This is a genomic window from Bacillus sp. A1, assembly GCF_042296235.1.
Classification (GTDB): domain Bacteria; phylum Bacillota; class Bacilli; order Bacillales; family Bacillaceae; genus Bacillus; species Bacillus velezensis.
In genome coordinates this window covers 3,937,591-3,962,802 of record NZ_CP141181.1, presented here as the reverse complement: position 1 = coordinate 3,962,802, position 25,212 = coordinate 3,937,591, and the positions used below count along the sequence as shown (strand labels likewise).

23 protein-coding genes are annotated in these 25,212 nt (G+C 46.1%); 16 read left to right on the top strand and 7 right to left on the bottom strand.

Annotation, left to right across the window (positions count from 1 at the left end; genetic code table 11):
* Positions 1–43: 43 nt before the first annotated feature.
* Positions 44–865: an SDR family oxidoreductase gene (locus U2H13_RS19520; protein WP_021494664.1), complete on the bottom strand. Its 822-nt coding sequence runs from the start codon at positions 863–865 to the stop codon at positions 44–46.
* Between the two features lie 127 nt (positions 866–992).
* On the opposite strand from U2H13_RS19520, the gene U2H13_RS19515 reads away from it, so the two are divergent.
* Positions 993–1,241: a hypothetical protein gene (locus U2H13_RS19515; protein WP_014306134.1), complete on the top strand. Its 249-nt coding sequence runs from the start codon at positions 993–995 to the stop codon at positions 1,239–1,241.
* Positions 1,242–1,412: 171 nt separating this feature from the next.
* Positions 1,413–3,293 carry a molecular chaperone HtpG gene (gene htpG / locus U2H13_RS19510; protein WP_233662375.1) on the top strand — a complete coding sequence of 627 codons (1,881 nt, stop codon included), beginning with the start codon at positions 1,413–1,415 and terminating at the stop codon, positions 3,291–3,293.
* A 42-nt stretch (positions 3,294–3,335) separates the two neighbouring features.
* Here the strand turns inward: htpG and U2H13_RS19505 are convergent, their stop codons facing one another.
* The 3 genes from U2H13_RS19505 to U2H13_RS19495 all read right to left on the bottom strand — a co-directional run bounded on the left by U2H13_RS19505 (position 3,336) and on the right by U2H13_RS19495 (position 6,610).
* Positions 3,336–4,724: a sugar porter family MFS transporter gene (locus U2H13_RS19505; RefSeq protein ID WP_007407844.1), complete on the bottom strand. Its 1,389-nt coding sequence runs from the start codon at positions 4,722–4,724 to the stop codon at positions 3,336–3,338.
* A gap of 120 nt (positions 4,725–4,844) precedes the next feature.
* The gene (locus U2H13_RS19500; RefSeq protein WP_233662376.1) at positions 4,845–5,777 is read right to left on the bottom strand and encodes an aldo/keto reductase; all 933 of its coding nucleotides are present in this window, start codon (positions 5,775–5,777) and stop codon (positions 4,845–4,847) included.
* Between the two features lie 77 nt (positions 5,778–5,854).
* Positions 5,855–6,610: a DeoR/GlpR family DNA-binding transcription regulator gene (locus U2H13_RS19495; protein WP_007614879.1), complete on the bottom strand. Its 756-nt coding sequence runs from the start codon at positions 6,608–6,610 to the stop codon at positions 5,855–5,857.
* Between the two features lie 444 nt (positions 6,611–7,054).
* On the opposite strand from U2H13_RS19495, the gene iolA reads away from it, so the two are divergent.
* From iolA to fba, 10 genes are all read left to right on the top strand, one after another.
* Entirely contained in the window at positions 7,055–8,518 is a 1,464-nt protein-coding gene (gene iolA / locus U2H13_RS19490) for a methylmalonate-semialdehyde dehydrogenase (RefSeq protein ID WP_014419295.1), read from the top strand.
* A gap of 73 nt (positions 8,519–8,591) precedes the next feature.
* Positions 8,592–9,407 carry a 5-deoxy-glucuronate isomerase gene (gene iolB, locus U2H13_RS19485; protein WP_022554009.1) on the top strand — a complete coding sequence of 272 codons (816 nt, stop codon included), beginning with the start codon at positions 8,592–8,594 and terminating at the stop codon, positions 9,405–9,407.
* A gap of 23 nt (positions 9,408–9,430) precedes the next feature.
* The gene (iolC, locus tag U2H13_RS19480; protein WP_007407838.1) at positions 9,431–10,423 is read left to right on the top strand and encodes a 5-dehydro-2-deoxygluconokinase; all 993 of its coding nucleotides are present in this window, start codon (positions 9,431–9,433) and stop codon (positions 10,421–10,423) included.
* Positions 10,424–10,447: 24 nt separating this feature from the next.
* Positions 10,448–12,361, top strand: coding sequence for a 3D-(3,5/4)-trihydroxycyclohexane-1,2-dione acylhydrolase (decyclizing) (gene iolD / locus U2H13_RS19475; protein ID WP_022554007.1), 1,914 nt, complete (start codon positions 10,448–10,450; stop codon positions 12,359–12,361).
* Positions 12,362–12,376: 15 nt separating this feature from the next.
* Positions 12,377–13,273 (top strand): myo-inosose-2 dehydratase, encoded by an 897-nt coding sequence (gene iolE, locus U2H13_RS19470; RefSeq protein WP_022554006.1) that lies wholly within the window; start codon positions 12,377–12,379, stop codon positions 13,271–13,273.
* A gap of 12 nt (positions 13,274–13,285) precedes the next feature.
* On the top strand, positions 13,286–14,581 hold the full coding sequence (locus tag U2H13_RS19465; protein WP_159353625.1) for an MFS transporter: 1,296 nt from the start codon (positions 13,286–13,288) through the stop codon (positions 14,579–14,581).
* A 22-nt stretch (positions 14,582–14,603) separates the two neighbouring features.
* On the top strand, positions 14,604–15,638 hold the full coding sequence (locus U2H13_RS19460; protein WP_014419289.1) for a Gfo/Idh/MocA family protein: 1,035 nt from the start codon (positions 14,604–14,606) through the stop codon (positions 15,636–15,638).
* A 19-nt stretch (positions 15,639–15,657) separates the two neighbouring features.
* Positions 15,658–16,527: a sugar phosphate isomerase/epimerase family protein gene (locus U2H13_RS19455; RefSeq protein ID WP_017418544.1), complete on the top strand. Its 870-nt coding sequence runs from the start codon at positions 15,658–15,660 to the stop codon at positions 16,525–16,527.
* An 87-nt stretch (positions 16,528–16,614) separates the two neighbouring features.
* Complete coding sequence (gene iolI, locus U2H13_RS19450) at positions 16,615–17,457, top strand: 2-keto-myo-inositol isomerase (RefSeq protein ID WP_007407832.1); 843 nt, start codon at positions 16,615–16,617, stop codon at positions 17,455–17,457.
* A 2-nt stretch (positions 17,458–17,459) separates the two neighbouring features.
* A complete protein-coding gene (gene fba / locus U2H13_RS19445; protein WP_029972982.1) occupies positions 17,460–18,332 on the top strand; it encodes a class II fructose-1,6-bisphosphate aldolase in 873 nt (290 codons plus the stop codon).
* Between the two features lie 263 nt (positions 18,333–18,595).
* On the opposite strand, the gene U2H13_RS19440 is transcribed toward fba, so the two are convergent.
* From U2H13_RS19440 to U2H13_RS19430, 3 genes are read right to left on the bottom strand one after another with little or no spacing between them, the layout of a single operon-like run.
* A complete protein-coding gene (locus U2H13_RS19440; RefSeq protein WP_021494674.1) occupies positions 18,596–19,330 on the bottom strand; it encodes an ABC transporter permease in 735 nt (244 codons plus the stop codon).
* 16 nt (positions 19,331–19,346) lie between these two features.
* Entirely contained in the window at positions 19,347–20,105 is a 759-nt protein-coding gene (locus tag U2H13_RS19435; RefSeq protein WP_007614844.1) for an ABC transporter permease, read from the bottom strand.
* Positions 20,102–21,013 carry an ABC transporter ATP-binding protein gene (locus tag U2H13_RS19430; RefSeq protein ID WP_061861027.1) on the bottom strand — a complete coding sequence of 304 codons (912 nt, stop codon included), beginning with the start codon at positions 21,011–21,013 and terminating at the stop codon, positions 20,102–20,104. Before U2H13_RS19430 ends, U2H13_RS19435 begins: the two co-directional genes overlap by 4 nt.
* Positions 21,014–21,234: 221 nt before the next feature.
* Between U2H13_RS19430 and U2H13_RS19425 the strand changes: the two genes are divergently transcribed.
* From U2H13_RS19425 to yxdK, 4 genes are all read left to right on the top strand, one after another.
* Positions 21,235–21,957: a response regulator transcription factor gene (locus U2H13_RS19425; protein ID WP_014419282.1), complete on the top strand. Its 723-nt coding sequence runs from the start codon at positions 21,235–21,237 to the stop codon at positions 21,955–21,957.
* Positions 21,954–23,393 carry a sensor histidine kinase KdpD gene (locus tag U2H13_RS19420; RefSeq protein ID WP_154817789.1) on the top strand — a complete coding sequence of 480 codons (1,440 nt, stop codon included), beginning with the start codon at positions 21,954–21,956 and terminating at the stop codon, positions 23,391–23,393. Before U2H13_RS19425 ends, U2H13_RS19420 begins: the two co-directional genes overlap by 4 nt.
* 149 nt (positions 23,394–23,542) lie before the next feature.
* Positions 23,543–24,232: a two-component system response regulator YxdJ gene (gene yxdJ / locus U2H13_RS19415; RefSeq protein ID WP_376700599.1), complete on the top strand. Its 690-nt coding sequence runs from the start codon at positions 23,543–23,545 to the stop codon at positions 24,230–24,232.
* A complete protein-coding gene (gene yxdK / locus U2H13_RS19410) occupies positions 24,229–25,206 on the top strand; it encodes a two-component system sensor histidine kinase YxdK (RefSeq protein ID WP_179155816.1) in 978 nt (325 codons plus the stop codon). The genes yxdJ and yxdK overlap by 4 nt, the downstream gene beginning before the upstream one ends.
* Positions 25,207–25,212 lie beyond the last annotated feature (6 nt).

The window sequence follows — 25,212 nt, the reverse complement described above, 5'->3', positions numbered from 1 at the left end:
TGTTCAGCCAGTGTTTTTGCACTGGCTTGTTTCTTTTTTACCGTCACTCCGTCTCTTCCTTCCACTTCTTATCAATCAGCATTTTTCCCGGCCAAGTGTATGCCATGATGCCGCCGTCTGCGGTGATGTCTTCTCCCGTGACATAAGAGCTGTCGTCTGAAGCGAGGAAGAGCGCGACGGCTGCCATTTCTTCCGGTTTTCCGAGCCGGCCGAGCGGCGTGATCCATTTGTTGGCTTCACGGAACGCTTCGCCCATTTCGTCTTCTGTCGTGCCTGCCAATTTATCAATGAGCGGCGTTTCAATCGTCCCCGGCGATAAGGAATTGACGCGGATTCCGCTTCTGGCGTAATCAATGGCCATCGCTCTCGTCAGGTTCGTGATTCCGCCTTTTGCGGCGTTATAGCCTGAGCGGTCAAGGTCTGCGGCCCGGCCGGACATGGAGGAGGTGTTGATGATGGAGCCTCCTTTTTCGAGCATGAGCGGAATCAGGTATTTGCTGCACAAAAATGTGCCGCGCAGATCGACGGCGATGATCCGGTCAAACAGGTCGACCGGGTATTCATGGACTTTTCCGCCCTCTTGGTCAACACCGGCATTGTTAAACAGAATATCAATTGTTCCGTACTTTCGTTGAATGCCGTCTGCAAAAGACTTTACGTTTTCTTCGTCTGATACATCAAGGTGAAAGGCTTCTGCTTCTCCGCCGTTTTTTCTGATGGCGCTGACGGTTTCATTCAGTTCGCTTTCATTGATGTCACCGCAGATCACGCGGGCGCCTTCATCGGCGAAAATCCGTGCCGTCGCTTGTCCGATGCCTGTCGCGGCCCCTGTGATGATTGCGGTTTTGTCTGTTAATCTTCCCATATTACGATTCCTCCTTTTTTTATATCTGTTCCCGCTGAATAGGGGGATAAACATATGGAGGTCTGTTTCTAAATACCTATTAAATATGTTAATATTATGTATATACATCATTGGAGGTTTGCATATTTTGAAGATACAGCATAAGAAGGAGATAGCGTTTTATTGTTATGCCATTGTTCCTATGGGATTTGTGATTTACACCGTTATCTCTATTCTATTTCAGGACATCACATTTCCTCTCACTGTAAGAAATGTTCTGCATGAGTCTTTGCGAAACTTGGGATCTCTTATCTTATTTAGTTTGTTTTTCTACCCGTCATACATATGGATGAAGAAGGAATTCGGCCGCCGGAAAGAAGCAGAGAGGAGAGGATGATCAACATTCTCTCTTTTTTATTGATAAAATGGGTGAAATGAATCCATTAACATGTTAAATTTACAATATATGCATCTGCTAATGCTAGTTGACAATTGTCACTGTATATGATAAATAGATGCTGAAAAGATTTTACATAACATCAAAGCATAATTAAAGGAGAGATCTGAAGTGCGGAAAAAAAAGTTTAAAGCAGAATCCAAGCGATTGCTGGACATGATGATTAACTCCATTTACACGCAGAAGGAAATTTTTCTCCGCGAGTTAATTTCCAACGCGAGCGATGCGATTGACAAAATCTATTACAAGGCGTTAACCGATGATTCATTAACGTTTGATCAAGACAATTACTACATAAAAGTGACGGCGGACAAAGAAGCGAGAACGCTCACCATCACAGATACCGGTATCGGGATGACAAAAGACGAGCTTGAACAGCATCTCGGCACGATTGCGAAAAGCGGTTCACTCGCTTTCAAGCAAGAAAATGACTCGAAAGACGGCCATGACATTATCGGCCAGTTCGGCGTCGGATTTTATGCGGCGTTTATGGTGGCTGATAAAGTCACGGTGAAAAGTAAAGCGCTCGGCAGTGACGAGGCGTATGTGTGGGAGTCTGAAGGGGCTGCCGGCTACACGATCGCGCCGTGTGACAAGGAAACCGTCGGTACGGAAATCACCTTGAAAATAAAAGAAAACACAGAAGATGAAAGCTATGATGAGTTTTTAGAAAACTACCGCATCAAAGCGATCGTGAAAAAGTACTCTGATTTTATCCGCTACCCGATCAAAATGGAAGAGACGGTCAACAAGCCGAAAGAGGGCAGCGAGAACGAATTTGAAGAAGTTCAGGAAGAACAGACGGTCAACAGCATGGTGCCGATCTGGAGAAAAAACAAAAGCGAGCTGACGGATGAGGACTACGAGGCTTTTTACGCCGAGAAGCATTACGGTTTTGATAAACCGCTGACCCATGTGCATATCAGCGTCGATGGAGCGGTGCGCTACAATTCGATTTTGTTTATTCCGGAAAACATGCCGTTTGACTATTATACGAAGGAATTCGAAAAAGGATTGGAGCTGTATTCCAACGGCGTGCTGATCATGAACAAATGCGCCGACCTGCTGCCGGACCATTTCAGCTTTGTAAAAGGCATGGTGGATTCTGAGGATCTGTCGCTGAACATTTCCAGAGAGATGCTGCAGCACGACCGCCAGCTGAAGCTGATTGCGAAAAACATCAATAAAAAAATCAAAGCAGAGCTGAAGAGCCTGCTGAAGAACAAAAGGGAAAAATACGAATCTTTCTATGAATCTTTCGGCAGACAGCTGAAATTCGGCGTCTATAATGATTTCGGCGCGAATAAAGACGTATTAAAAGATCTGCTTCTCTTCTATTCATCTAAGGAGAAAAAGCTCGTCACTCTGGACGAATATGTGTCCAGAATGCCTGAGGATCAAAAATATATCTATTACGCGTCCGGTGATTCATATGAGCGGATTGAAAAGCTGCCGCAAACTGAAATGGTGGCGGACAAAGGCTACGAGATTTTATATTTCACGGAAGATATTGATGAATTCGCGATCAAAATGCTGACAAGCTATGAGGAAAAAGAGTTCAAATCCGTATCCAGCGCCGATTTAGGCATCGACAGTGACGAAGATGAAAAGCAGACTGAAGCCGAAGAAAACGAATATAAAGACCTGTTCGAAAGCATGAAAGAGATTCTTGCAGATAAAGTAAAGAACGTCAGAGCATCGAAACGTTTAAAATCCCATCCGGTCTGCTTTGCGACAGACGGCGAAGTGACGATCGAAATGGAAAAAGTGTTGAATGCCATGCCTGACAGCCAGCAGGTCAAAGCGGAAAAAGTGCTGGAAATCAACCCGAACCACGAAGTGTTTGAGACGTTAAAGAACGCGCACGGACAAGATCGGGAAAAGCTGGCATTATACACAAACCTGCTGTACAATCAGGCGCTTCTGATTGAAGGGCTGCCGATCCATGATCCGGTCGAGTTTACGAATGACATCTGCAAAGTTATGGTATGACGCTAAAAAGGAATCGCCCGGCGGGGGCGATTCCTTTTTTTATTACAGTGTGCGCTGTTTAAGAATTTGATTTTGTTTGCTGCGCTTCTTTAAGGAGAACCGTTTTTTCAAGTGCGTTTCGATTTCTTCTAAACTTCTGCCCTTCGTTTCAGGAACGATGTAAGCGGCGAAGAAGAAGGATGAGAGGCAAATGACTGAGAATATTCCGAATACCCAGCCGATGCCCATGGCGCTCAGCATAAGCGGGAATACCAGTGAAACGATCAGGTTGGTTGCCGACAGAATCAATGTCGTAAATCCGGTTGCGGCTCCGCGTGCGTTTGACGGGAACAGCTCCGGCATCAGGACCCACACAACGGGACCCCATGTCGCCTGGTAGAAAACGATATAGATGCCGAGAAACAGCACGGTCAGCCAAGCCGTTGAAGCTGACAGGCCGGCCAGAAGGAGAATGGCTGATAGTGACGCCAGGCTCAAGGTAATGCCGACACTTCCCCACATCAGCAGTTTTTTCCGGCCGATCCGGTCAATTAAGATCATGGCGGTGATACACATGATGACGTTTAAGACACCGATGCCCATCGTGCCGAGAACGGACGCCGAAGTGCCGAGTCCGGCCTTTGTAAAGATGGTCGGCGCATAGTAAATCACCGTGTTGATACCGACCGCCTGCTGGAAGATGGCGAGGCCGATCCCGATCAGCAGCATAGGGCGGATCCATTTGGCTTTCAGCAAGCCGAGTGTAGATTCTTTTTTCTCAGCTTCACCTTGTTTCATTTCCGCCAATTCAACGGCGATATCCTCTTTGTCGTGGGTCATTTCCATGACTTGTCTGGCTTCCTGCTCACGGCCGCGTTTGACGAGCCATCTCGGAGATTCCGGCATAAACGCGATTCCGATTAATAAAAGCGCCGCCGGTACTGCCGCGAGACCGACCATCCAGCGCCAAGCTTCAAACGGGGTGAATATGTAATTCACGATATATGCGAGTAAAATTCCGGTTACAATCATTAAGTTATTCAATGTGCCGAGCGTTCCGCGTATTTTTGTCGGCGCCATCTCAGATAGATAAACGGGAACCAGCGCCGTTGAGCCGCCGACGGCTAACCCGAGTATGACACGGGAGATAATCAGCATAGTGACGGTTTGCGAAGCCGCACACGCAAGCGCGCCGATAATAAAAATGAGTGAAAGGACGAAAACCACTTTTCTCCGGCCCCATCGGTCAGAGCATGTCCCGCTTAAGGCGGACCCGAAAATCGCACCGAGCAGCAGCATGCTGACGACCAATCCCTCGGTCAGCGTGTTTAAAGGAATATCATTGTTAATAAATAACAAAGCCCCTGAAATCACACCGGTGTCATAGCCGTAAAGCAGCCCGCCTAATGCTCCGAAAAAGTAAATCAGGTATTTTTTGGTGTTTTTCTTCACAGATGATCCTCCTCATCTTTTGGAACGCATAATAGTTTATTTAGATAACTATTTCATTCCCCGAAGAGAAAAATATAAACATAAAAAAACACGCCCCTTTTAAAAGGCGTGTTTTTTTTCTTAGGAAAACAGCTTGTCGATAAACGCGATTTCTTCAGCAGATAGCGTAATGGAGGCTGCTTTCATGTTGTCTTTTAATTGATCCGCGCGTTTGGCGCCCGGAATCAGGATATCGATTTCAGGTCTCGCCAAGTACCAGGCAAGCACGATATACGCCGTATCGGCATTGTGCTTTTCGGCAATCGGTTTGAGCTGGTTGACTTTTTTGATGTTTTCTTTAAACTGCTCCCCTTGGAAATGCGCCTGGTCATTGCGCAGGTCGCCTTCAGGGAAGGTTGTGTTCTCGTCGTATTTGCCGGCAAGCAGTCCGGATACGAGCGGGAAGTACGGAATGAATGAGATGCCGTGTTCTGTCGTATAAGGGAAGAAAGTCTTTTCCGCCTCACGGTTCAGCAGGTTGTATTCTCCTTGAATCACGTCGACTAAGCCGTCTTTATTGGCTTCTTTCAGCTGTTCCAAAGAGAAATTGGATACGCCGATGGAACGGATTTTTCCTTCTTTTTTCAGCTCATTCAATGCTTGAACGGCTTCGTCCTTCGGCGTGTGCTCATCCGGGAAATGGATGTAGAATAAATCGATGTAATCAGTCTGCAGGCGTTTCAAGCTGTCTTCGACCGATTGTTTCAAAAAGGCCGGTGAATTGTCGAAAACAAAGTCATCGCCTTCTTTTCTGTGAGCGGCTTTTGTGGCGATGAAGACATCCTCGCGGTTGCATTCTTTCAGCACCTCGCCGATTAATTCTTCAGAACGGCCCACACCGTAAATATAGGCGGTATCTAACATGGTAACGCCGCTTTTAATCGCTTCCCGGACCAATTCTTTTCCCGTTTCTTCATTCAGATTCGGATAGAGATTGTGTCCGCCGACCGCATTTGTTCCCAAACCGATCGGAAATACCTTTAGGTCAGTTTTGCCGATTGTTACTTTGCTCATGTTTTCGCCCCCTGAAAAAATTGGATATCATAGCGACTGCCGGAAAAATACGGCAGCGTTCTCTATTAACTATAACGCTATGCCAAGTGAATGTCGATTTGATGCTCTTGGCAATACTTCGTATATTCCTCATCGAGCTGCTGAGAAGTGACAATGCTGTGAAGCCGGTCGAAAGGCGCGTATGTCAAAAGCGTGGATTTGCCGAATTTGGAATGATCCGCGAGCAGATACACTTCGTTCGCCTTTTCGGAAATTCTCTTTTTCACCTCGTATTCCAGTAAGTCGGAATTCGTCAGGCCGTGGGTGATCGTTGTCCCGGTAGCGGACATGAACGCCTTGTTAATGTTGTATTTATTGAGTGTGCTCGGATCATCAATGCCGACAAACGACCTTGTCTTCCGTTTGTAGTTATTGCCGATGATGATCAGGTCGATATTTTTCATGGATGAAGCCGCGTTAATAATATCAAGGCTGTTCGTCAAAACCGTTACATTCTTATCGGGATCAAGCGTCTCCAGCATCGATTTGGTCGTCGTGCCGGAATCAATAAATACAAGATCGTGATCCTCGATAAACCGTGACGCATAGCGGGCGATTTTGATTTTTTCATCCTGATGTTGAATGGTGCGGTTCTCAAAAGGGACGAGCACAGATTTTTCGGCTGATGTCACGCCGCCGTACACCTTTTTGATAACCCCTTTTTCCGCAAGCTTATTAATATCGCGTCTGACCGTGTTTTTAGAGACATTGAATACCTCGCACAGCTCATCCAGAGAAGTGGCTCCGTGTTTGAGAATGTATTCTTCCATCTCCTGAATCCGCATCAGTTTCATAAAAAAACTCCTTCTAGAATTCTTAAAGTAATTAAAATATATAATAAACACCAGAAGTTAATCAATAGTTACTTAACAAATGATAAAAAAGAGGGTTCACACCGTACGATTCGACACGGTTCTCCAAGTTCCTGTTTTCCCGATCAAAAAAAGTATGATAAAAATAATGAAAAAATTTTGATTTTTTAGATTGACTTGAAGATGTGTTGGGCTTACAATGTAACCAAGAAATGACCAAAATATAACCTGTAAAATCAAAAGTGAAAGATGTAACCGTTTGCTTTTTCCGGTACATGACCAACTTTTACATGGGAAGATTGGGAGTCACCATCATTTTAGCATTTGTAAGCGTTTAATTCATGTCTTTTATATGTAAAAGATGAATATATTCATCCGTTATTATCCAGCTGAACAGGATGTTTACTATTTAAGGAGGCAATGAGAATGGCAGAGATCAGAAAACTGAAAAACTACATCAACGGTGAATGGGTTGAAAGTAAGACAGATCAATATGAAGACGTTGTCAATCCGGCTACAAAAGAAGTGATGTGCCAGGTTCCGATTTCTACGCGGGAGGATGTGGAATACGCCGTCCGCTCAGCGTCAGAGGCGTTTCAAACATGGTCAAAGACGGCAGTGCCGCGCCGTGCGAGAATTCTATTTAACTATCAGCAGCTTCTCCAGCAGAACAAAGAAGAGCTTGCCCGTCTGATCACTTTGGAAAACGGTAAAAACACGACAGAAGCACTCGGTGAAGTGGGACGCGGAATTGAAAACGTCGAATTCGCAGCGGGCGCGCCGTCACTCATGATGGGCGATTCACTTGCCTCTATTGCGACGGATGTAGAGGCGGCGAATTACCGCTATCCGATCGGGGTGGTCGGCGGTATCGCACCGTTCAACTTCCCGATGATGGTTCCGTGCTGGATGTTCCCGATGGCGATTTCATTAGGAAACACGTTCATTCTGAAGCCGTCTGAGCGCACGCCGCTGTTAACGGAAAAACTGGCAGAGCTGTTTGAACAGGCCGGTCTGCCGAAGGGCGTCTTCAATGTCGTGCACGGCGCGCATGACGTCGTAAACGGCGTTCTTGAACATCCGGATATTAAAGCCATCTCATTCGTCGGTTCAAAACCTGTCGGCGAGTATGTTTTCAAAAAAGGCAGCGAACATTTGAAACGCGTGCAGGCGTTAACGGGCGCGAAAAACCATACGATCGTGTTAAATGACGCCCACCTTGAAGATACGGTGACAAATATTATCGGCGCGGCATTCGGTTCGGCAGGAGAGCGCTGTATGGCATGCGCGGTTGTGACGGTTGAAGAGGGAATCGCCGATGAGTTTATGGCGAAATTACAGGAAAAAGCAGCGGACATCAAGATCGGAAACGGACTGGATGACGGCGTATTCTTGGGCCCGGTCATCCGCGAGGACAACAAAAAACGCACGCACAGCTATATTGAAAAAGGCATCGAAGAAGGAGCGAGACTTCTTTGTGACGGGCGTGAAAACGCAACGGAAGACGGCTATTTCGTCGGACCGACGATTTTTGACAACGTGACGACGGATATGACGATCTGGAAAGATGAAATCTTTGCGCCCGTTCTGTCGGTCATCCGCGTGAAAAACTTAAAAGAAGCGGTGGACATCGCCAACCAGTCTGAATTTGCGAACGGCGCGTGTCTGTTCACTTCAAATGCGAACGCGATCCGCTACTTCCGTGAAAATATTGACGCGGGGATGCTCGGCATCAACCTTGGCGTGCCGGCTCCGATGGCATTCTTCCCGTTCTCAGGCTGGAAGTCTTCTTTCTTCGGCACATTGCACGCAAACGGAAAAGACAGCGTCGACTTCTATACACGTAAAAAAGTCGTGACGGCACGATACCCGTCTCCTGACTTCAATTGATCTGACAGCCGGCCCGGACGGCTTCGAGATTCCGTCCGGGTTTTCTTTTACCATCAATTAAGGAGGAATAAACATGAGTCATTTGCTGCGCAAACCGCAGGCCGATGAGATGTCTCAAGGCGTGAACATCATACATGACGTCACTTCAGCCAATTCAGACCTCAAATACGTCGGATTCAAAGTCGTTGACCTCACTCCCGGTTCCGCATATACAGAAGATTTGAAAAAGACGGAGTGCTGCATCGTTGCGGTAACGGGAAAAATCACCGTCACTGATTATGATCAGACATTTGAAAGCATCGGCACCCGTGAAAGCGTATTTGAAAGAAAACCGACGGACAGCGTTTATGTGTCCAATGACCGCTCTTTTGGAATCACAGCCGTCAGCGGGGCGAGGGTCGCGCTGTGCTATTCTCCGTCCGAACACCAGCTTCCGACAAAGCTGATTAAAGCGGAAGACAACGGTGTGGAACATCGCGGCAAGCTGGCAAACAAACGAACCGTTCATAATATTCTCCCCGATTCAGATCCATCGGCAAACAGCCTTCTCGTTGTTGAAGTTTACACGGACAGCGGCAACTGGTCGAGCTACCCGCCTCATAAACATGACCAAGACAATCTGCCGGCTGAATCCTTTTTAGAAGAAACCTATTACCATGAAACGGACCCGCCGCAGGGGTTTGTCTTCCAGCGTGTGTACACGGACGACCGCTCGATTGACGAGACGATGACCGCAGAAAATGAAAACGTTGTCATCGTGCCGGCGGGCTATCACCCGGTTGGTGTTCCGGACGGGTATACCTCTTACTACCTGAATGTAATGGCGGGACCGACACGAAAATGGAAGTTTCATAATGATCCGGCCCATGAATGGATCCTGGAACGCTAACAAGTGAGGAGTGGCAGATAACGATGAAATATACATTTAATGAAGAAAAAGAGTTTGATATTGTCGCGATCGGGCGCGCGTGTATTGATTTGAACGCTGCGGAATACAACCGGCCGATGGAAGAAACGATGACGTTTTCTAAATATGTCGGCGGCTCCCCGGCAAATATTGCGATCGGCAGCGCCAAGCTCGGATTAAAAGCCGGTTTTATCGGCAAAATCCCGGATGATCAGCACGGCAGATTCATCGTTTCTTATATGCAGGGAAAGGGCGTTGATACGTCACAAATGACCGTTGACAGAGAAGGGCGCAAAGCCGGGCTCGCTTTTACGGAAATTCTCAGTCCCGAAGAGTGCAGCATTCTGATGTACCGGGATGACGTGGCGGATTTGTATCTTGAGCCGTCCGAAGTCAATGAAGGCTACATTGCAAACGCGAAAATGCTGCTCGTGTCAGGCACGGCGCTTGCGAAAAGCCCGTCGCGCGAAGCCGTCTTAAAAGCGGTGCATATCGCAAAAAAACATGACGTAAAAGTCGTGTTTGAGCTCGACTACCGTCCGTATACATGGCAATCGGCAGAAGAAACAGCCGTGTACTACACGCTGGTGGCGGAACAATCCGATATCGTCATCGGTACGCGTGACGAATTTGACGTAATGGAAAACCGCAGCGGCGGAAATAACGATGAAACCGTCCGCCATTTGTTTGCGCACTCCGCTGACCTTGTCGTCATTAAGCACGGCGTTGACGGATCATACGCATACAGCAGATCGGGAGAAGTTTTCCGGGCGCACGCCTATAAAACAAAGGTGCTGAAGACCTTCGGTGCGGGTGATTCCTATGCGTCAGCCTTCATCTACGGACTTGTCAGCGGCCGGGATATTGAAACGGCTTTAAAATACGGGAGCGCTTCCGCTTCCATCGTCGTCAGCAAACACAGCTCCTCAGAAGCAATGCCGGCTGCCGGTGAAATCATCGAACTGATTGAAGCGCAGCACAGTCTTAACGGTAAATAGAACGTATAAAAGGTGGGATCGTTTGTGGGTAAGACAATTCGCTTAACGACAGCACAAGCGCTGATTAAATTCTTGAACCGGCAGTACATTCATGTTGACGGAAAAGAAGAGCCGTTCGTTGAGGGCATCTTCACGATTTTCGGCCACGGAAATGTGTTGGGGATCGGGCAGGCGCTTGAGCAGGACGCCGGGCACCTGAAAGTCTATCAAGGCAAAAACGAACAAGGCATGGCGCATGCCGCGATGGCATACAGCAAGCAGATGCTGAGAAGAAAAATTTACGCGGTATCGACATCGGTCGGTCCGGGTGCCGCTAACTTGACGGCTGCCGCGGGTACGGCGCTGGCCAATAATATCCCGGTGCTGCTGCTTCCGGCCGATACCTTTGCGACGAGGCAGCCTGACCCGGTGCTTCAGCAGGTGGAGCAGGAATACAGTGCCGCCGTCACGACAAACGATGCGTTAAAGCCTGTGTCCCGCTATTGGGACCGCATTACCCGCCCCGAGCAGCTGATGAGCAGCTTAATCCGGGCGTTTGAAGTGATGACAGATCCGGCAAAAGCGGGCCCGGCGACCATCTGCATATCTCAGGATGTAGAGGGAGAAGCATTTGATTTTGATGAAAGCTTCTTTGAAAAACGCGTTCATTACATTGACCGGATGCAGCCAAGCGAGCGTGAGCTGAAAGGCGCCGCGGAAAAAATTAAGGAGAGCAGCCGTCCCGTCATTTTAGTGGGCGGAGGCGCGAAGTACTCCGGCGCGCGTGAGGAATTAATCGCGCTTTCTGAAACATACGGCATTCCGCTTGTCGAAACGCAGGCCGGCAAGTCAACGGTTGAAGCCGATTTCGCCAACAATCTGGGCGGCATGGGCATCACGGGCACACTCGCCGCAAACAAAGCCGCCCGCCAGGCTGATCTGATCATCGGTGTCGGCACACGGTACACGGACTTTGCGACATCCTCGAAAACGGCGTTTGATTTTGACAAAGCAAAATTTTTGAATATCAACGTCAGCCGCATGCAGGCTTACAAGCTTGACGCGTTTCAGGTCGTAGCCGATGCGAAAGTGACGCTCGGCAGACTGCATGGCTTATTAGACGGATATAAAAGTGCATTCGGCACGGCGATTAAAGATTGGAAAGATGAATGGCTGGCTGAACGGGACCGGCTCGGCAAGGTCACTTTTACACGTGATGCGTTCGAACCGGAAATTAAAAACCATTTCTCACAGGATGTGTTAAACGAGTATGCCGATGCGCTCGAGACTGAGCTGCCGCAAACAACGGCGCTGTTGACCATCAATGACACGATTCCTGAAGACAGCGTCGTCATCAGTTCGGCGGGATCTCTTCCGGGAGATTTGCAGCGGCTGTGGCATTCCAACGTCCCGAATACGTACCACCTCGAGTACGGCTATTCCTGCATGGGGTATGAGGTATCGGGCACGCTCGGCCTCAAGCTGGCCCATCCCGACAAAGAAGTCTATTCACTCGTCGGCGACGGAAGCTTTCTGATGCTGCACTCAGAGCTGATTACCGCGCTTCAATATAACAAAAAAATCAATGTCCTGCTTTTTGACAACTCGGGATTCGGCTGTATCAACAACCTGCAGATGGATCACGGGAGCGGCAGTTATTTCTGCGAGTTCCGCACAGAGGACAATCAGATTTTAAACGTTGATTACGCGAAGGTGGCAGAGGGCTACGGCGCTAAAACATACAGAGCCAATACGGTTGAAGAACTGAAAGCGGCGCTTGAAGATGCGAAAACGCAAGACGTATCCACTTTAATTGAAATGAAGGTTCTGCCGAAAACGATGACGGACGGCTATGACAGCTGGTGGCATGTCGGCGTGGCGGAAGTGTCTGAGCAGGAAAGCGTTCAGCGGGCATACGAAGCGAAAGAGATGAAGCTGAAGTCTGCGAAGCAGTACTAGAGGGGAGGCATCACGATGGGCAAACAAGATATTCTGTGGGGCATCGCTCCCATTGGGTGGCGCAATGACGATATGCCGGAAATCGGAGCCGGGAATACGCTGCAGCATTTGTTAAGCGATATTGTTGTCGCCGGCTTTCAAGGTACGGAAGTGGGAGGGTTTTTCCCTGAACCCTCCGTCCTGAATAAGGAGCTGGCTCTCCGGAACTTACGGATTGCGGGGAAATGGTTCAGCAGCTTTATCATTCAAGACGGTATTGAAAAAACGGCTGAACAATTTACAGAACACTGTGATTATTTGCAGAAAGTCGGAGCGGATGTCGCCACCGTTTCTGAACAGACGTACAGTGTTCAAGGCTTGGACATTGATGTATTTAAGAAAAAACCGCACTTCACAGATGAAGAATGGGATACGCTGTGCCAGGGCTTGAACCGTCTCGGGAAAATCGCTGACGAATACGGGCTGGACATGGTTTTTCATCATCATCTCGGCACAGGCGTCCAGACGGCGGAAGAAGTTGACCGGCTGATGGATGGAACGGACCCGCAGTATGTCCATTTACTTTATGATACCGGGCATGCCTATATCTCGGACGGAGACTATATGACAATTCTCAACAAGCATATGGATCGGATCAGACACGTTCATTTCAAGGACGCGCGGTTTGACATTATGGAGCGGTGCAGACAGGAAGGCAAGTCATTTAGGCAGTCGTTTTTACAGGGCATTTTTACGGTTCCCGGAGACGGATGCATCGATTTTACCGAAGTGTACCGAACGCTCGTCCGTCATGATTATTCAGGCTGGATCGTCATCGAAGCCGAACAAGACCCGGCAGTCGCCAATCCGCTTGAGTACGCGCTGATTGCGAGAAAGTACATCGACAGTGAACTGCTTGATCCTGCAAATTAGAGGGGGACTTATATGAATAGTGCCAAGGCGGAATCAGCTTTCAGCAAAAGGACCATCGCCGCAGCATTAGCAAATTACATTGATGCAGGTTCCATCGTGGCAGGATCAGCGGGTTTATCTATGTGGGTCAGCTATTTAAAGCTGTCCGACAGTCAGATCGGATTGCTCGGCGCCTTCAGTGCAAACGCGATATCAGCGGCCGTCGGAGCGCTGCTCGGCGGGTATTTGGCTGATAAAGTCGGCCGAAAAGCTGTATACACAAACAGTATGCTCGTCTACGCCTTAGGAATTTGTTTGGTTTTGTTTGGATTCAACTTTCCCATGCTGTTATGCGGATACATGATTATCGGGATTTCTGTAGGCGCGGATATTACGGCTTCATGGACCATTATCGCGGAAAACGCCCCCGAGAAAAACCGGGCGAGGCATTGCGGAGTGGCGCAGGTGGCGTGGGCCGCAGGAGCCGTTGTGGTTCTGCTGTTATCCGTTTTGGTCGGTGACCTCGGGCTTTTAGGAAATAAAATTGTCTTTGCGCATCTATTGGTGATCGCCCTGATCACATATGTGATAAGAAAGCGTTTACCTGAGTCGGATGCCTGGAAAAACAGTGAAGAGCGGCCTGCCGCCGTGAAAAAAACATCTTATTTTGACCTGCTTCAGCCGAAATTTTTCAAGAACATTTTGTTTTTAATGGGTGTGTTTCTCGTATGGAATCTCGCAGCTGGCGTCATGGGATTCTTCATGCCGTACATCTACCAGCAGGTCGGCGGCGTATCCGCAAATACGGCCAACATTCTGCAGATGGCCCTGTTTATCTTCACCGGGCTCGGCGTCGCCTGTATCTTCATGCCTTTTGCAGATCAATATCGGAAAACGGTGTTCGGAATTTGCGCATTTATGGCCGTTGTCGGCTGGTCGCTGTTTTTACTGCCGTTTCAGGGGCTCCCGATGCTGCTTTTGTTTGTTTTAGCGATCGGCATCAATAACGGAGCCGGCCAGCAGGCGAACTACCAGCTGTGGGCAAGCGAGCTGTTCCCGACAGAATACAGAGCGTCAGCACAAGGGCTCATGTTCTTTCTCGTCCGTATTTCAATCGGCATTTGGAGTTTATTTGTGCCGGTCATCATGTCACAATTCGGCATCGGTTTTATGGCCGGTATTCTGCTCATATGTGTGACGGCCAGTATGATCATCGGGCTTGTCTTCGCGCCGAATACGTCCGGCAAGTCGCTTGAACAGATACAGGAGGAACTGTACGGCGCTCCTCAGGACGGCAGCGAGAAAAGAAAGACGAGAACCATTATTTGATTATCAGAAGGAGTGGCGATCAATGAATTTACGTATAGGTGTTATCGGAACCGGTGCTATCGGAAAAGAGCACATCAACCGCATCACAAATAAGCTGTCGGGTGCGGAAATTACCGCTGTCACAGATGTGAATCAGGAGGCCGCGCAGCAGACCGTTCAGGATTTCAATTTGAACGCCTCCGTTTATCCTGATGACGACAGCCTCCTCGCTGCTGAAAATGTGGATGCCGTCTTAGTGACAAGCTGGGGCCCGGCTCACGAGTCCAGCGTTTTGAAAGCGATTCAGCACGGCAAGCACGTGTTTTGTGAAAAGCCGCTTGCGACAACGGCAGAAGGCTGTATGCGCATTGTCGAGGAAGAAATGAAGACGGGAAAACGATTGGTGCAGGTAGGTTTTATGCGCAGATATGACAGCGGTTACGTTCAGCTGAAAGAAGCGATCGATAACCGCGTGGTCGGCGAGCCGCTGATGATTCACTGTGCGCACCGTAACCCGACAGTCGCATCGAATTATTCAACGGACATGGCCGTCGTCGATACGCTCGTTCATGAAATTGATGTCCTCCACTGGCTCGTCAATGACGACTATGAATCCGTACAGGTCATCTATCCGAAGAAATCAAAAAATGCGCTGCCGCATCTGAAAGATCCGCAGATGGTCATCATCGAAACAAAAGGCGGCATCGTCATCAATGCCGAAATCTACGTGAACTGTAAATACGGCTATGACATTCAATGTGAGATCGTCGGGGAAGACGGCGTCATCAAGCTTCCGGAACCGTCAAGCATCAGTTTGAGAAAAGAAGGGACATTCAGCACCGATATCCTGATGGATTGGCAGCGCCGATTTGTGGCTGCGTATGATGTGGAAATTCAAGACTTCATTGATTCGATCCGGAAAAAAGGCGAAGTCAGCGGTCCGACGGCATGGGACGGTTATATTGCCGCAGTGACAACTGACGCGTGCGTAAAAGCTCAGGAATCCGGGCAGAAAGAGCCTGTGGCGCTGCAAGAGAAACCGGCATTCTACCAATCATTTACGACTGTGAACAAATAATAGATCGGGAGTGAAAGAAATGAAACTGGCCTTAGATCCATCCATGTACCGCGATGATTTAACGTTAGAAGAAATGGTCTATAAAACGGCGGAACTCGGATACGAATATATCGAACTGTCCCCGCGCGAGGATTTTTGTCCTTTCTACAAATATCCGAAAGTCGATTCAGCAAAAATCAAACAATTGAAGCGCCTTTTAAAGGATACAGGTGTGAAGCTGTCCTCTCTTCTTCCGCTTTACCACTGGGCGGGTCCTGAAGAAGACCGTCGTCAGGCCGCCGTGCGCAACTGGAAACGGGCGATCGAAATTGCGGTTGAACTTGAAGTGGATTTGATGAACAGTGAATTCAGCGGTTCAAAATATGATCCTTTGACAAGTGAAGAAAAATTTATCAAATCCATGGATGAACTGCTGCCCGTTTTTGAAAAAGAAGGCGTTAAACTCAATCTTCAGGCTCACCCATACGATTTTATCGAAACGCACAAAGGCGCGATGGATATGATCCGCGCGCTTGACAAGGATTGGATCAATCTTGTCTACTCGACTGCGCATACGTTCTTCTATGATGACGGAAAAGGCGATATTGCGACCATGTTTGATGAAGCCGGCGACCGCCTTACACATGTTTTATTTGCAGATACTTTTAATCATAAAGCGGCGCACGGCCTGCGTTACATCGTCAACCCGCCTGATGCGAAAGTAACGGTTCACCAGCATTTGGACATCGGGCAAGGCGAGGTTGATTTTGAGACGATTTTCAGAAAGATGAGAGAGATGAAATTCGACGGAATTGCGACGAACGCCGTTTTTGCTTGGGTCGGCGAAAGAGCGGATGAATCAAGCCGGACCACGCTTAAGAAATTAAAGGAAGAACTGGGTATGGCATAAGCTGAGTACGGAGTTCGGCGGAGCGGGGCAAAAAAGCCCTCCAGCCGGACTCCCTTCATATCGAAAACGCGGATGGGAGAGGCTGACATGAAACTTTGCTTTAATGAAGCGACTACGCTGGAGAATTCAAACCTGAAACAGGATTTAGAACTGTGCGAAAAGCACGGCTATGATTATATTGAAATCCGCACAATGGATAAGCTGCCGGAATACTTAAAAGACCATTCACTGGCCGATCTGGCGGAATATTTTCGAACCCATCACATTAAACCGCTTGCCCTGAACGCACTGGTTTTCTTCAACAACCGTGATGAGAAGGGCTATAGGGAGATCATTTCGGAATTCAAAAGCATGATGGAAACCTGCAGAACGCTCGGCGTGAAATATGTGGTGGCCGTGCCGCTTGTGACAGAGCGGAAAATCTTGAAAGAAGAGATCAAAAAGAGCAGCATAGAGGTGCTGACTGAGCTTTCGGACATCGCGGAGCCGTACGGCGTAAACATTGCCCTTGAATTTGTCGGCCACCCGCAATGTACGGTCAATACATTTGAACAGGCGTATGACATCGTGAACGCTGTCGGCCGCGATAATGTCGGACTGGTGTTTGACAGCTTCCATTTCCACGCGATGGGCTCCAATATTGAGAGTTTGAAGCAGGCGGACGGAAAGAAAATTTTCATCTATCATATCGACGATACAGAGGACTTCCCGATCGGCTTTTTAACGGATGAAGACCGCGTCTGGCCTGGACAGGGTGCGATTGACTTAGACGCCCATCTGTCAGCGTTAAAAGAAATCGGATTCAATGATGTTGTCTCCGTAGAGCTGTTCAGACCTGAATATTATAAGCTGACTGCGGAGGAAACGATCAAAACGGCAAAGGAAACAACGGAAGCCGTCGTATCAAAATACTTCATGAAGGAGGCGTGAACATGGCTTTTGTCACCATGAAACATCTTCTTGCAGAAGCGAAACGGGAGCATTATGCAGTCGGCCAATTTAATATCAACGGCCTCCAATGGACGAAGGCGATTCTGCAAGCCGCGCAAAAGGAGCAATCGCCGGTCATCGCCGCGGCTTCCGATCGTCTGGTCGACTATTTAGGCGGATTTAAAACGATTTCCGCCATGGTCGGCGCGTTAATGGAAGAAATGGCGATTACCGTTCCCGTCGTGCTCCATCTTGATCACGGAAGCAGTGCGGAACGCTGCAGACAGGCCATTGACGCCGGATTCAGCTCAGTGATGATTGACGGCTCCCATCATCCGATTGATGAGAACATCGCGATGACAAAAGAAGTCGCCGATTATGCCGCTAAGCACGGCGTGTCAGTAGAAGCAGAAGTCGGCACGGTCGGCGGCATGGAAGACGGGCTGGTCGGCGGAGTCCGCTATGCCGATGTCGCCGAATGTGAGCGGATCGTCAAAGAAACCAATATCGACGCGCTAGCCGCCGCCCTCGGCTCCGTCCACGGCAAATATCAGGGCGAGCCGAATCTCGGATTTAAGGAAATGGAGGAAATCTCCCGCATGACTGATATTCCTCTCGTTCTTCACGGAGCATCCGGGATTCCGCAGGATCAGGTCAAAAAAGCCATCACGCTCGGCCACGCGAAAATCAATATCAACACGGAATGTATGGTAGCCTGGACAGACGAAACACGCCGCATGTTTCAGGAAAACGGCGATCTGTACGAACCGCGCGGCTACATGACACCCGGCATTGAAGCCGTGGAAGAGACAGTGCGAAGCAAAATGAGAGAGTTCGGATCAGCCGGTAAAGCCGTAAAACAGCAGGTCGGCTGATGAAAAAGCACTCACAACATCGTGAGTGCTTTCGTATTTCCGTTTATTTCCTTCTTGCGTTTCACCAAAGTATCACAATCAAATCAACCTGTTCAACCTTTACAGGCCCTTTCAATCCAAGCGAATTGTATACAGCTTGCCCCCTCGTTTACTATAGTTATGAAAACTAGAATTCGTTATTATCCTTTTCTTTATCGATGATGTCGGTAACTTTCTTTTTTGTTGAAATAATCTATAAGTCATAAGTTTATACCGCATATACCCTACGTAAGGTCTCGTTTAGTAAAACTTCTTATTCCGTAAACCAGGAGACCGAGACACGTTATTACCATAATTGAGTAAAACAGGAAATTTGATTGAATCGGTGATTCATCTTCGGGTGACATTGCTAACATAGGCTGTGTCCATGGATATACTTGACCTAATGGTGTACTGGCAATAATAATGGCCGGTAATGTAAAAACAATGCTAACAGCGAGTGGTATGCCAAATGTTTTAGACCTGATTGAAACAATAAGCTGCAATAAAATTAATGGTAAACAAGCTAAGATCCCTCTAATTCCATAACCTAGAATTGTAAGTAAAGGAAGACTCCCGCTTATGCCTAACATATAACCGAATCCAATAAATAAGAGGATTAAAATGGACATACTAATGAATATCATGCGGACCACTGTCAGAAACTTTCCCAGAAAGATATCTGAGTGTTTGACTGGTAAGGCTAGAAGCTGTTTCCAACCGCCTCCTGCATGTTCCCCCCTGCAAACAAGGGCGGCGAAAATTCCCACTACGATAGGCAATACAAAAGGGCCCATAAATAAGGCAACTTGTGTCCAAGCCTCTACCCAGGGATTGTCTCCGGGATTCATAAAAAGGTTATAGTTTTTAATAAAGTTAGTGTATGCCAGGGATACACCTAACAAAGGCCCTAATAAGTAGATGATCCATAACTTTGATCGCTTAAGCTTTAAACGTTCTACAAATAAAATGTTTTTCAAGTATTTCGCCTCCTTTTTACAAAGCATCCCGTTTAGCAAAATGAATAGAGCCTAGAAATAATATAATTATCCCTAAGAAAAGGCTAATGCAAAGGTAAGATGAAAGATCTGGGTTATATCCTATACCTTCATACTGCAGAATGACTGTCGAAGATTGACTAGGATAAGCCAGCGGAAACCATCTCGTTGATTGAGCAGCTGCCAAAAACAAACCCATTATAGATGATACTGATCCTACAAGAATTGAGAATGCTTGGTTGCTAAACACCATAGATAACCATATCTGGAATGCCATTATAGGCAGTACTGTAACTAACATGCTGTAACTATCTCCAAACAAAAGTCCCCAAGGTACACTACCTTCGAATCCTACCAGTTTGCCCAGCAGTACCATGCCGAGCAAGAAGATTGTTGACGAAATAAATAAACTGACTACTAAGCAAATAAATTTACTTACATAAATTCGCATTCTAGATACAGGAAAAGAAAGGGTTTGCTTCCATCCGTTTGCTTGATGCTCTATATTTGCTATTATTGACGCAGAAAGTGTGGCGGCTAATGGAAAACCCAGACCAAATAACAAACTGTTATCATACAGTAAATACATCCACATTGATCCAGCATGGAACATTTCAGCTTGTTTTTCCACGTATTCAGATCGATAAGTAAGATTTACCAACTCATATGCTATAATGAGTAAGGGAACCAATAAGACTACAATCAATAACGACGAACGTTTCAGTTTTAATTGATCTGCCCATAATAACTTTTTCATAGACTTCCCTCTGTACCGGTTAATTCTAAAAAAATATCCTCAAGTGATCGTGTCTTTTCTTCAAGTCGAAATACAGACAGCCCTGAATGAAGAAGTATGGAATTGATTTCTGAAACGAATTCCGGTTCTGTTTGAGACAGCCACAAATCATTTTTTTGTAAATCAACCTTTAATCCTTTCCTGTTTAATATTGTTTTTGCTTCGATTACGTCACTAACACCGACTTTTAATAGTGGTTTTCGTTTTTGATGTAAACTTGCAATCGAGTCCTGAAAAATCATTTTTCCATTGTTGATAATTCCCACTTGAGTAGCCATTTGATCTATTTCACTCAATAAGTGGCTGGATACAATAACACTCATTCCCGATTTAGGCAATTCTTTAATTAGCTCTCTTATTTCTTGGATACCGGATGGATCTAAACCATTTGTCGGTTCATCCAGAATTAATAAATCAGGACTGCTTAACAGGGCAACTGCAATTCCCAAACGTTGTTTCATTCCAAGGGAATACTCCTTAGTCAGTCGATTTGCTACTTTAGATAACCTTACAGTTTCCAATACTTCATTGACCCGTTGTTCCGGAAGTCCTCGTAACCTCCTAACAGCTTCTAAGTTTTCGTAACCTGTTAAATTACCATAATAAGTTGGAGATTCTACCAGTGACCCGATTCTTTGCAATATCTGCAAACGATTCTTGTTTAGGTTTTGGCCAAAGATTTCGATGTTTCCTTTTGTTGGTTTGATTAAACCTAATAACATTCGGATGGTTGTTGTTTTACCAGCACCATTCGGTCCAAGAAAACCATAAATTTCGCCGCGCCTAATCCTTAAGTTTAATCCATCAACAGAAGTATGCTTTTTATACTTTTTAGTCAGATCGTGTGTTACCACTATTTGATCATTCATTTGTCTCTCACCTCACTTTTATCATAAGCGATGTTCTTTAAACACAAACGAAACTCTTCCTAAACATTCACTTAACGACATCCCTGGTTTATTGACTGCATATAGTAAAATTGATTATTTGATAAGAATATTCTGAAATCTAAACAAAAGCTAAATTCTTTCCTTTTCCAACTCTTATGTATTCGATTTCATTTAAAATGAGAAAAAAAGGAGGGTAACTTATGACGTTAGAAGAGAACAAAATCCTCATGGTGGATGATGACGAACATATCTTAAACTTATTAATAACTTGCTTTGAAAAGGAAGGTTTCAGCAATATTTCCACAGCTATGACAGGGAGCGAAACCCTTCTGAAAATCGATCAGGAACTTCCAAATATTATTTTATTAGATGTCATGCTTCCGGACACTGATGGCTTCACCTTATGCAGCAAAATACGCTCGCATACAAATGTGCCGATACTCTTCTTAACGGCAAAAACAACAGATTTAGATAAATTGCAAGGGTTTAGTTTTGGGGGAGATGACTATATTACTAAACCATTTAATCCACTAGAAATTGTAGCTCGTGTAAAAGCCCAATTAAAGAGAACGACTCAACTCTCTTCTTCTTACCCTCTAAAACAGGTATACGATTATGAATATTTTAAAATAGATCCCAATACCGGAAGACTTGTTGTTAACGGGACAAGAATAGATTGCCCTGCTCAGGAAATGAAACTTCTGATTTATTTCTGTGAACATCCCAATCAAATTTTAAGTAAACACCAAATTTATAAAGATGTGTGGGGGGAGTTTTATGGCGGAGATAGTACTGTAATGGTACATGTAAGACGATTACGTGAAAAATTAGAGGAAGACCCGAGCAGACCTAGATGGATTAAAACGGTTCGAGGACAGGGCTATATATTTGAAGCAGAGCCTATAGATGAGGATTTATTTTGAAGCTGAGAAATAGGATAGCATTTTACTTCGTATCGAGACTTTTTTTACTCATGTTTATTTGGGGTCTGCTCATTGTGGGCAGTATCATATTTTTCAGCCTCGTCTTAGGTCAGAATAAAATGGAAACGCCGCACTTATCCTTAAAAAAAATTGTTGACCAAACAGTTGTTGCAGATAAACAATTTTCAATAAATACGAAAGCAAAAGAAGATTTATTAGAGAACCGGATGTGGATTCAAATTTTAGATGAACAAGGAGATGAGGTTTTTTCTTTTAATAAACCTAAAAATATACCTAAGCATTATATTCTTGGAGAGTTAATATCAGATTACATGTATCCTGCCAAAAAAGGTTATCAATTATCTACGTGGTATGAAACGAAAAACAATCAGGATTTAACATGGGTATTGGGAAAGCCGATGGAAAAAAATAACCCTTTTTTCTATTGGGTGAATAACTTGTGGATAGTTTCTATTATTATGGCAGGGATTGTCATTGCAATATTTTACGGAAAAAAACTAGGTGCTCCCCTGCTGTTTATTGTATCTTGGATTGAGAATTTGTCTAAAGAAAAATATGAAGAACCTTATGATTGGAAGTTTCATTCAAGCAAATATAGACATAATAAATCTGGATATAAGACCTATCAAGAATTAATGCAGGCTCTGTCTGAACTTACCTCAACGCTTCAAAGGAATAAGGCTGAGCGAGAATTATTGGAAAAGACACGAGAAGAGTGGATGGCCGGTGTCTCACATGATTTAAAAACCCCTCTTTCGGTTATTAAGGGATATACGGTTCTTTTATCTTCAAATGAATATGAGTGGGAAAATCAGCAAGTGCGTGATTTTTCCTTAATAATGGAAGAACGTGTCGAATATATGGAAAAGCTGATTGAAGATTTCAACTTAACTTTTCAATTGAAAAATGAGTCGCTTCCAATCCATCTTGAAGAAAAAAACGTAGTGAAAGTAATTCATGACACTTTAGAAAAAATGAAGCTGCTACCGGAGTCAGAAAATAAGAGATTCGCTTTAGAATCCAGTCACAATAAGATACTTTTTAATATGGATGAAAGGTACCTAAAGCGCGCAGTTGAAAACTTGATTGCTAATTGTATTAAACATAATCCTCCGGGCACTAAAATAAAGGTCATATTATATCATGACGTGTTACATGACAATGAAATACAAATTATAATAGAAGACGATGGGATAGGAATGGACGAAGAGACGGTTGAATGTTTATTTGATCGGTATTTCAGAGGGATAAGCGCTTCGTCAAATAACTCAGGGACTGGATTAGGAATGGCTATTGCTCAACAAATTATCAAGGCACATGGGGGAAATATTGATATATATAGTCAGCCGGGAGTTGGCACAAGATTTAAAATTACCTTTCCGAGTCCGCCATCTAAGTATAACAATGTCAATTAGAAATAATCGATCTTACATTGAGAAAGGGAGAAGCGGGTCTTTTATAAAGGCCCGCTTTCTCATGTTGCAGAGAACCGATGAAAGCATTATGATGGGGGCATCAAATAATGAGGGCTCCGAAAAGCCGTATCCTTTTGGAGGATGGTTGCATGAATAAAATCATGATTGTGGAAGATAGTGAAGACATTCGCGGACTATTGCAGAATTACCTTGAAAAATACGGATATCAAACAGTGGCCGCCGTGGATTTCACGGCTGTTCTTGATGTTTTTTTGCGGGAAAAGCCTGATGTGGTGCTGCTTGATATCAATCTGCCGTCTTATGACGGCTATTATTGGTGCCGCCAGATCCGCCAGCATTCTACAAGCCCGATCATTTTCATCTCTGCCAGAAGCGGCGAAATGGATCAGGTGATGGCGATTGAAAACGGCGGAGATGATTATATCGAAAAACCGTTTTCTTATGATATTGTGCTGGCGAAAATCAAAAGCCAGATCCGCAGGGCATACGGAGAGTACGCCGCCAAGCAGGGAGAGAAAGTGGTTGAATATGCCGGTGTGCAGCTCTTTGTGGAACGGTTTGAACTGCGCTTTCAGGACGAAAAAAGCGAGCTTTCTAAAAAAGAAAGCAAGCTTTTGGAAGTGCTGCTGGAGCGGGGAGAAAAGGTGACGGGAAGAGACCGGCTCATGGAAAAAACGTGGGACACCGACATTTTCGTCGATGATAATACACTTAACGTGTATATCACGCGGCTCAGAAAAAAACTGCGGGAACTGAATGCGCCTGTTTCCATTGAATCGGTGCGGGGCGAAGGCTACCAGCTGAGGGCGCTGTCATGAAGCTGTTTCTCCGGTCTCATGCCGTGCTGATTCTGCTTTTTCTCCTTCAAGGGCTGTTTGTCTTCTTTTATTACTGGTTTGCGGGTCTTCATTCTTTTTCCCACCTGTTTTACATATTGGGCGTGCAGCTTCTTATTTTGGCGGGTTATCTTGCCTATCGCTGGTACAAAGACCGCGGCGTGTATCATTGGCTCAGCTCGGAGCAGGAAGGGACGGACATCCCGTATCTCGGTTCTTCGGTGTTTTGTTCAGAGCTGTATGAAAAGCAGATGGAGCTGATCCGGCTGCAGCACCAGAAGCTTCATGAGACCGAAGCCAAGCTTGACGCGCGGGTGACGTATATGAATCAATGGGTGCACCAAGTAAAGACGCCGCTGTCGGTCATTAATTTAATCATTCAGGAAGAGGATGAGCCCGTCTTTGAACAAATCAAAAAAGAGGTTCGGCAGATTGAATTCGGGCTGGAGACGCTTCTTTATTCATCAAGGCTTGACCTGTTTGAGCGGGATTTTAAAGTCGAAGCGGTTTCCTTATCAGAGCTTCTCCAATCAGTCATTCAAAGCTATAAACGATTTTTTATTCAATACCGCGTTTATCCGAAAATGGACATTCGCGATGACCATCAGATTTACACTGATGCAAAATGGCTCAAATTTGCGATCGGCCAAGTGGTTACAAATGCGGTCAAGTATTCGGCAGGCAAGAGTGACAGACTTGAGCTGAATGTCTTCCGCGATGAAGACAGGATGGTGCTTGAAGTCAAAGATTACGGTGTCGGCATTCCCTCGCAAGATATCAAGCGGGTGTTTGCCCCTTATTACACCGGTGAAAACGGGCGGCGTTTCCAAGAATCTACGGGGATCGGCCTCCATCTCGTCAAAGAAATTACGGGCAAGCTCAATCATACGGTGGACATCAGCTCGTCCCCCGGTGAAGGGACATCGGTCCGATTTTCATTTCTTACAAAAATGTAAGGCTGC

Coding starts and splice junctions, on each gene's coding strand:
- U2H13_RS19460 (WP_014419289.1), top strand. CDS start 14,604: ATGAATTTACGTATAGGTGTTATCGGAACCGGTGCTATCGGAAAAGAG.
- iolB (WP_022554009.1), top strand. CDS start 8,592: ATGAGTCATTTGCTGCGCAAACCGCAGGCCGATGAGATGTCTCAAGGC.
- yxdK (WP_179155816.1), top strand. CDS start 24,229: ATGAAGCTGTTTCTCCGGTCTCATGCCGTGCTGATTCTGCTTTTTCTC.
- U2H13_RS19430 (WP_061861027.1), bottom strand. CDS start 21,013: ATGAATGATCAAATAGTGGTAACACACGATCTGACTAAAAAGTATAAA.
- U2H13_RS19500 (WP_233662376.1), bottom strand. CDS start 5,777: ATGAGCAAAGTAACAATCGGCAAAACTGACCTAAAGGTATTTCCGATC.
- U2H13_RS19425 (WP_014419282.1), top strand. CDS start 21,235: ATGACGTTAGAAGAGAACAAAATCCTCATGGTGGATGATGACGAACAT.
- yxdJ (WP_376700599.1), top strand. CDS start 23,543: ATGAATAAAATCATGATTGTGGAAGATAGTGAAGACATTCGCGGACTA.
- U2H13_RS19435 (WP_007614844.1), bottom strand. CDS start 20,105: ATGAAAAAGTTATTATGGGCAGATCAATTAAAACTGAAACGTTCGTCG.
- U2H13_RS19455 (WP_017418544.1), top strand. CDS start 15,658: ATGAAACTGGCCTTAGATCCATCCATGTACCGCGATGATTTAACGTTA.
- U2H13_RS19465 (WP_159353625.1), top strand. CDS start 13,286: ATGAATAGTGCCAAGGCGGAATCAGCTTTCAGCAAAAGGACCATCGCC.
- iolI (WP_007407832.1), top strand. CDS start 16,615: ATGAAACTTTGCTTTAATGAAGCGACTACGCTGGAGAATTCAAACCTG.
- iolC (WP_007407838.1), top strand. CDS start 9,431: ATGAAATATACATTTAATGAAGAAAAAGAGTTTGATATTGTCGCGATC.
- U2H13_RS19520 (WP_021494664.1), bottom strand. CDS start 865: ATGGGAAGATTAACAGACAAAACCGCAATCATCACAGGGGCCGCGACA.
- iolA (WP_014419295.1), top strand. CDS start 7,055: ATGGCAGAGATCAGAAAACTGAAAAACTACATCAACGGTGAATGGGTT.
- fba (WP_029972982.1), top strand. CDS start 17,460: ATGGCTTTTGTCACCATGAAACATCTTCTTGCAGAAGCGAAACGGGAG.
- U2H13_RS19495 (WP_007614879.1), bottom strand. CDS start 6,610: ATGAAACTGATGCGGATTCAGGAGATGGAAGAATACATTCTCAAACAC.
- iolE (WP_022554006.1), top strand. CDS start 12,377: ATGGGCAAACAAGATATTCTGTGGGGCATCGCTCCCATTGGGTGGCGC.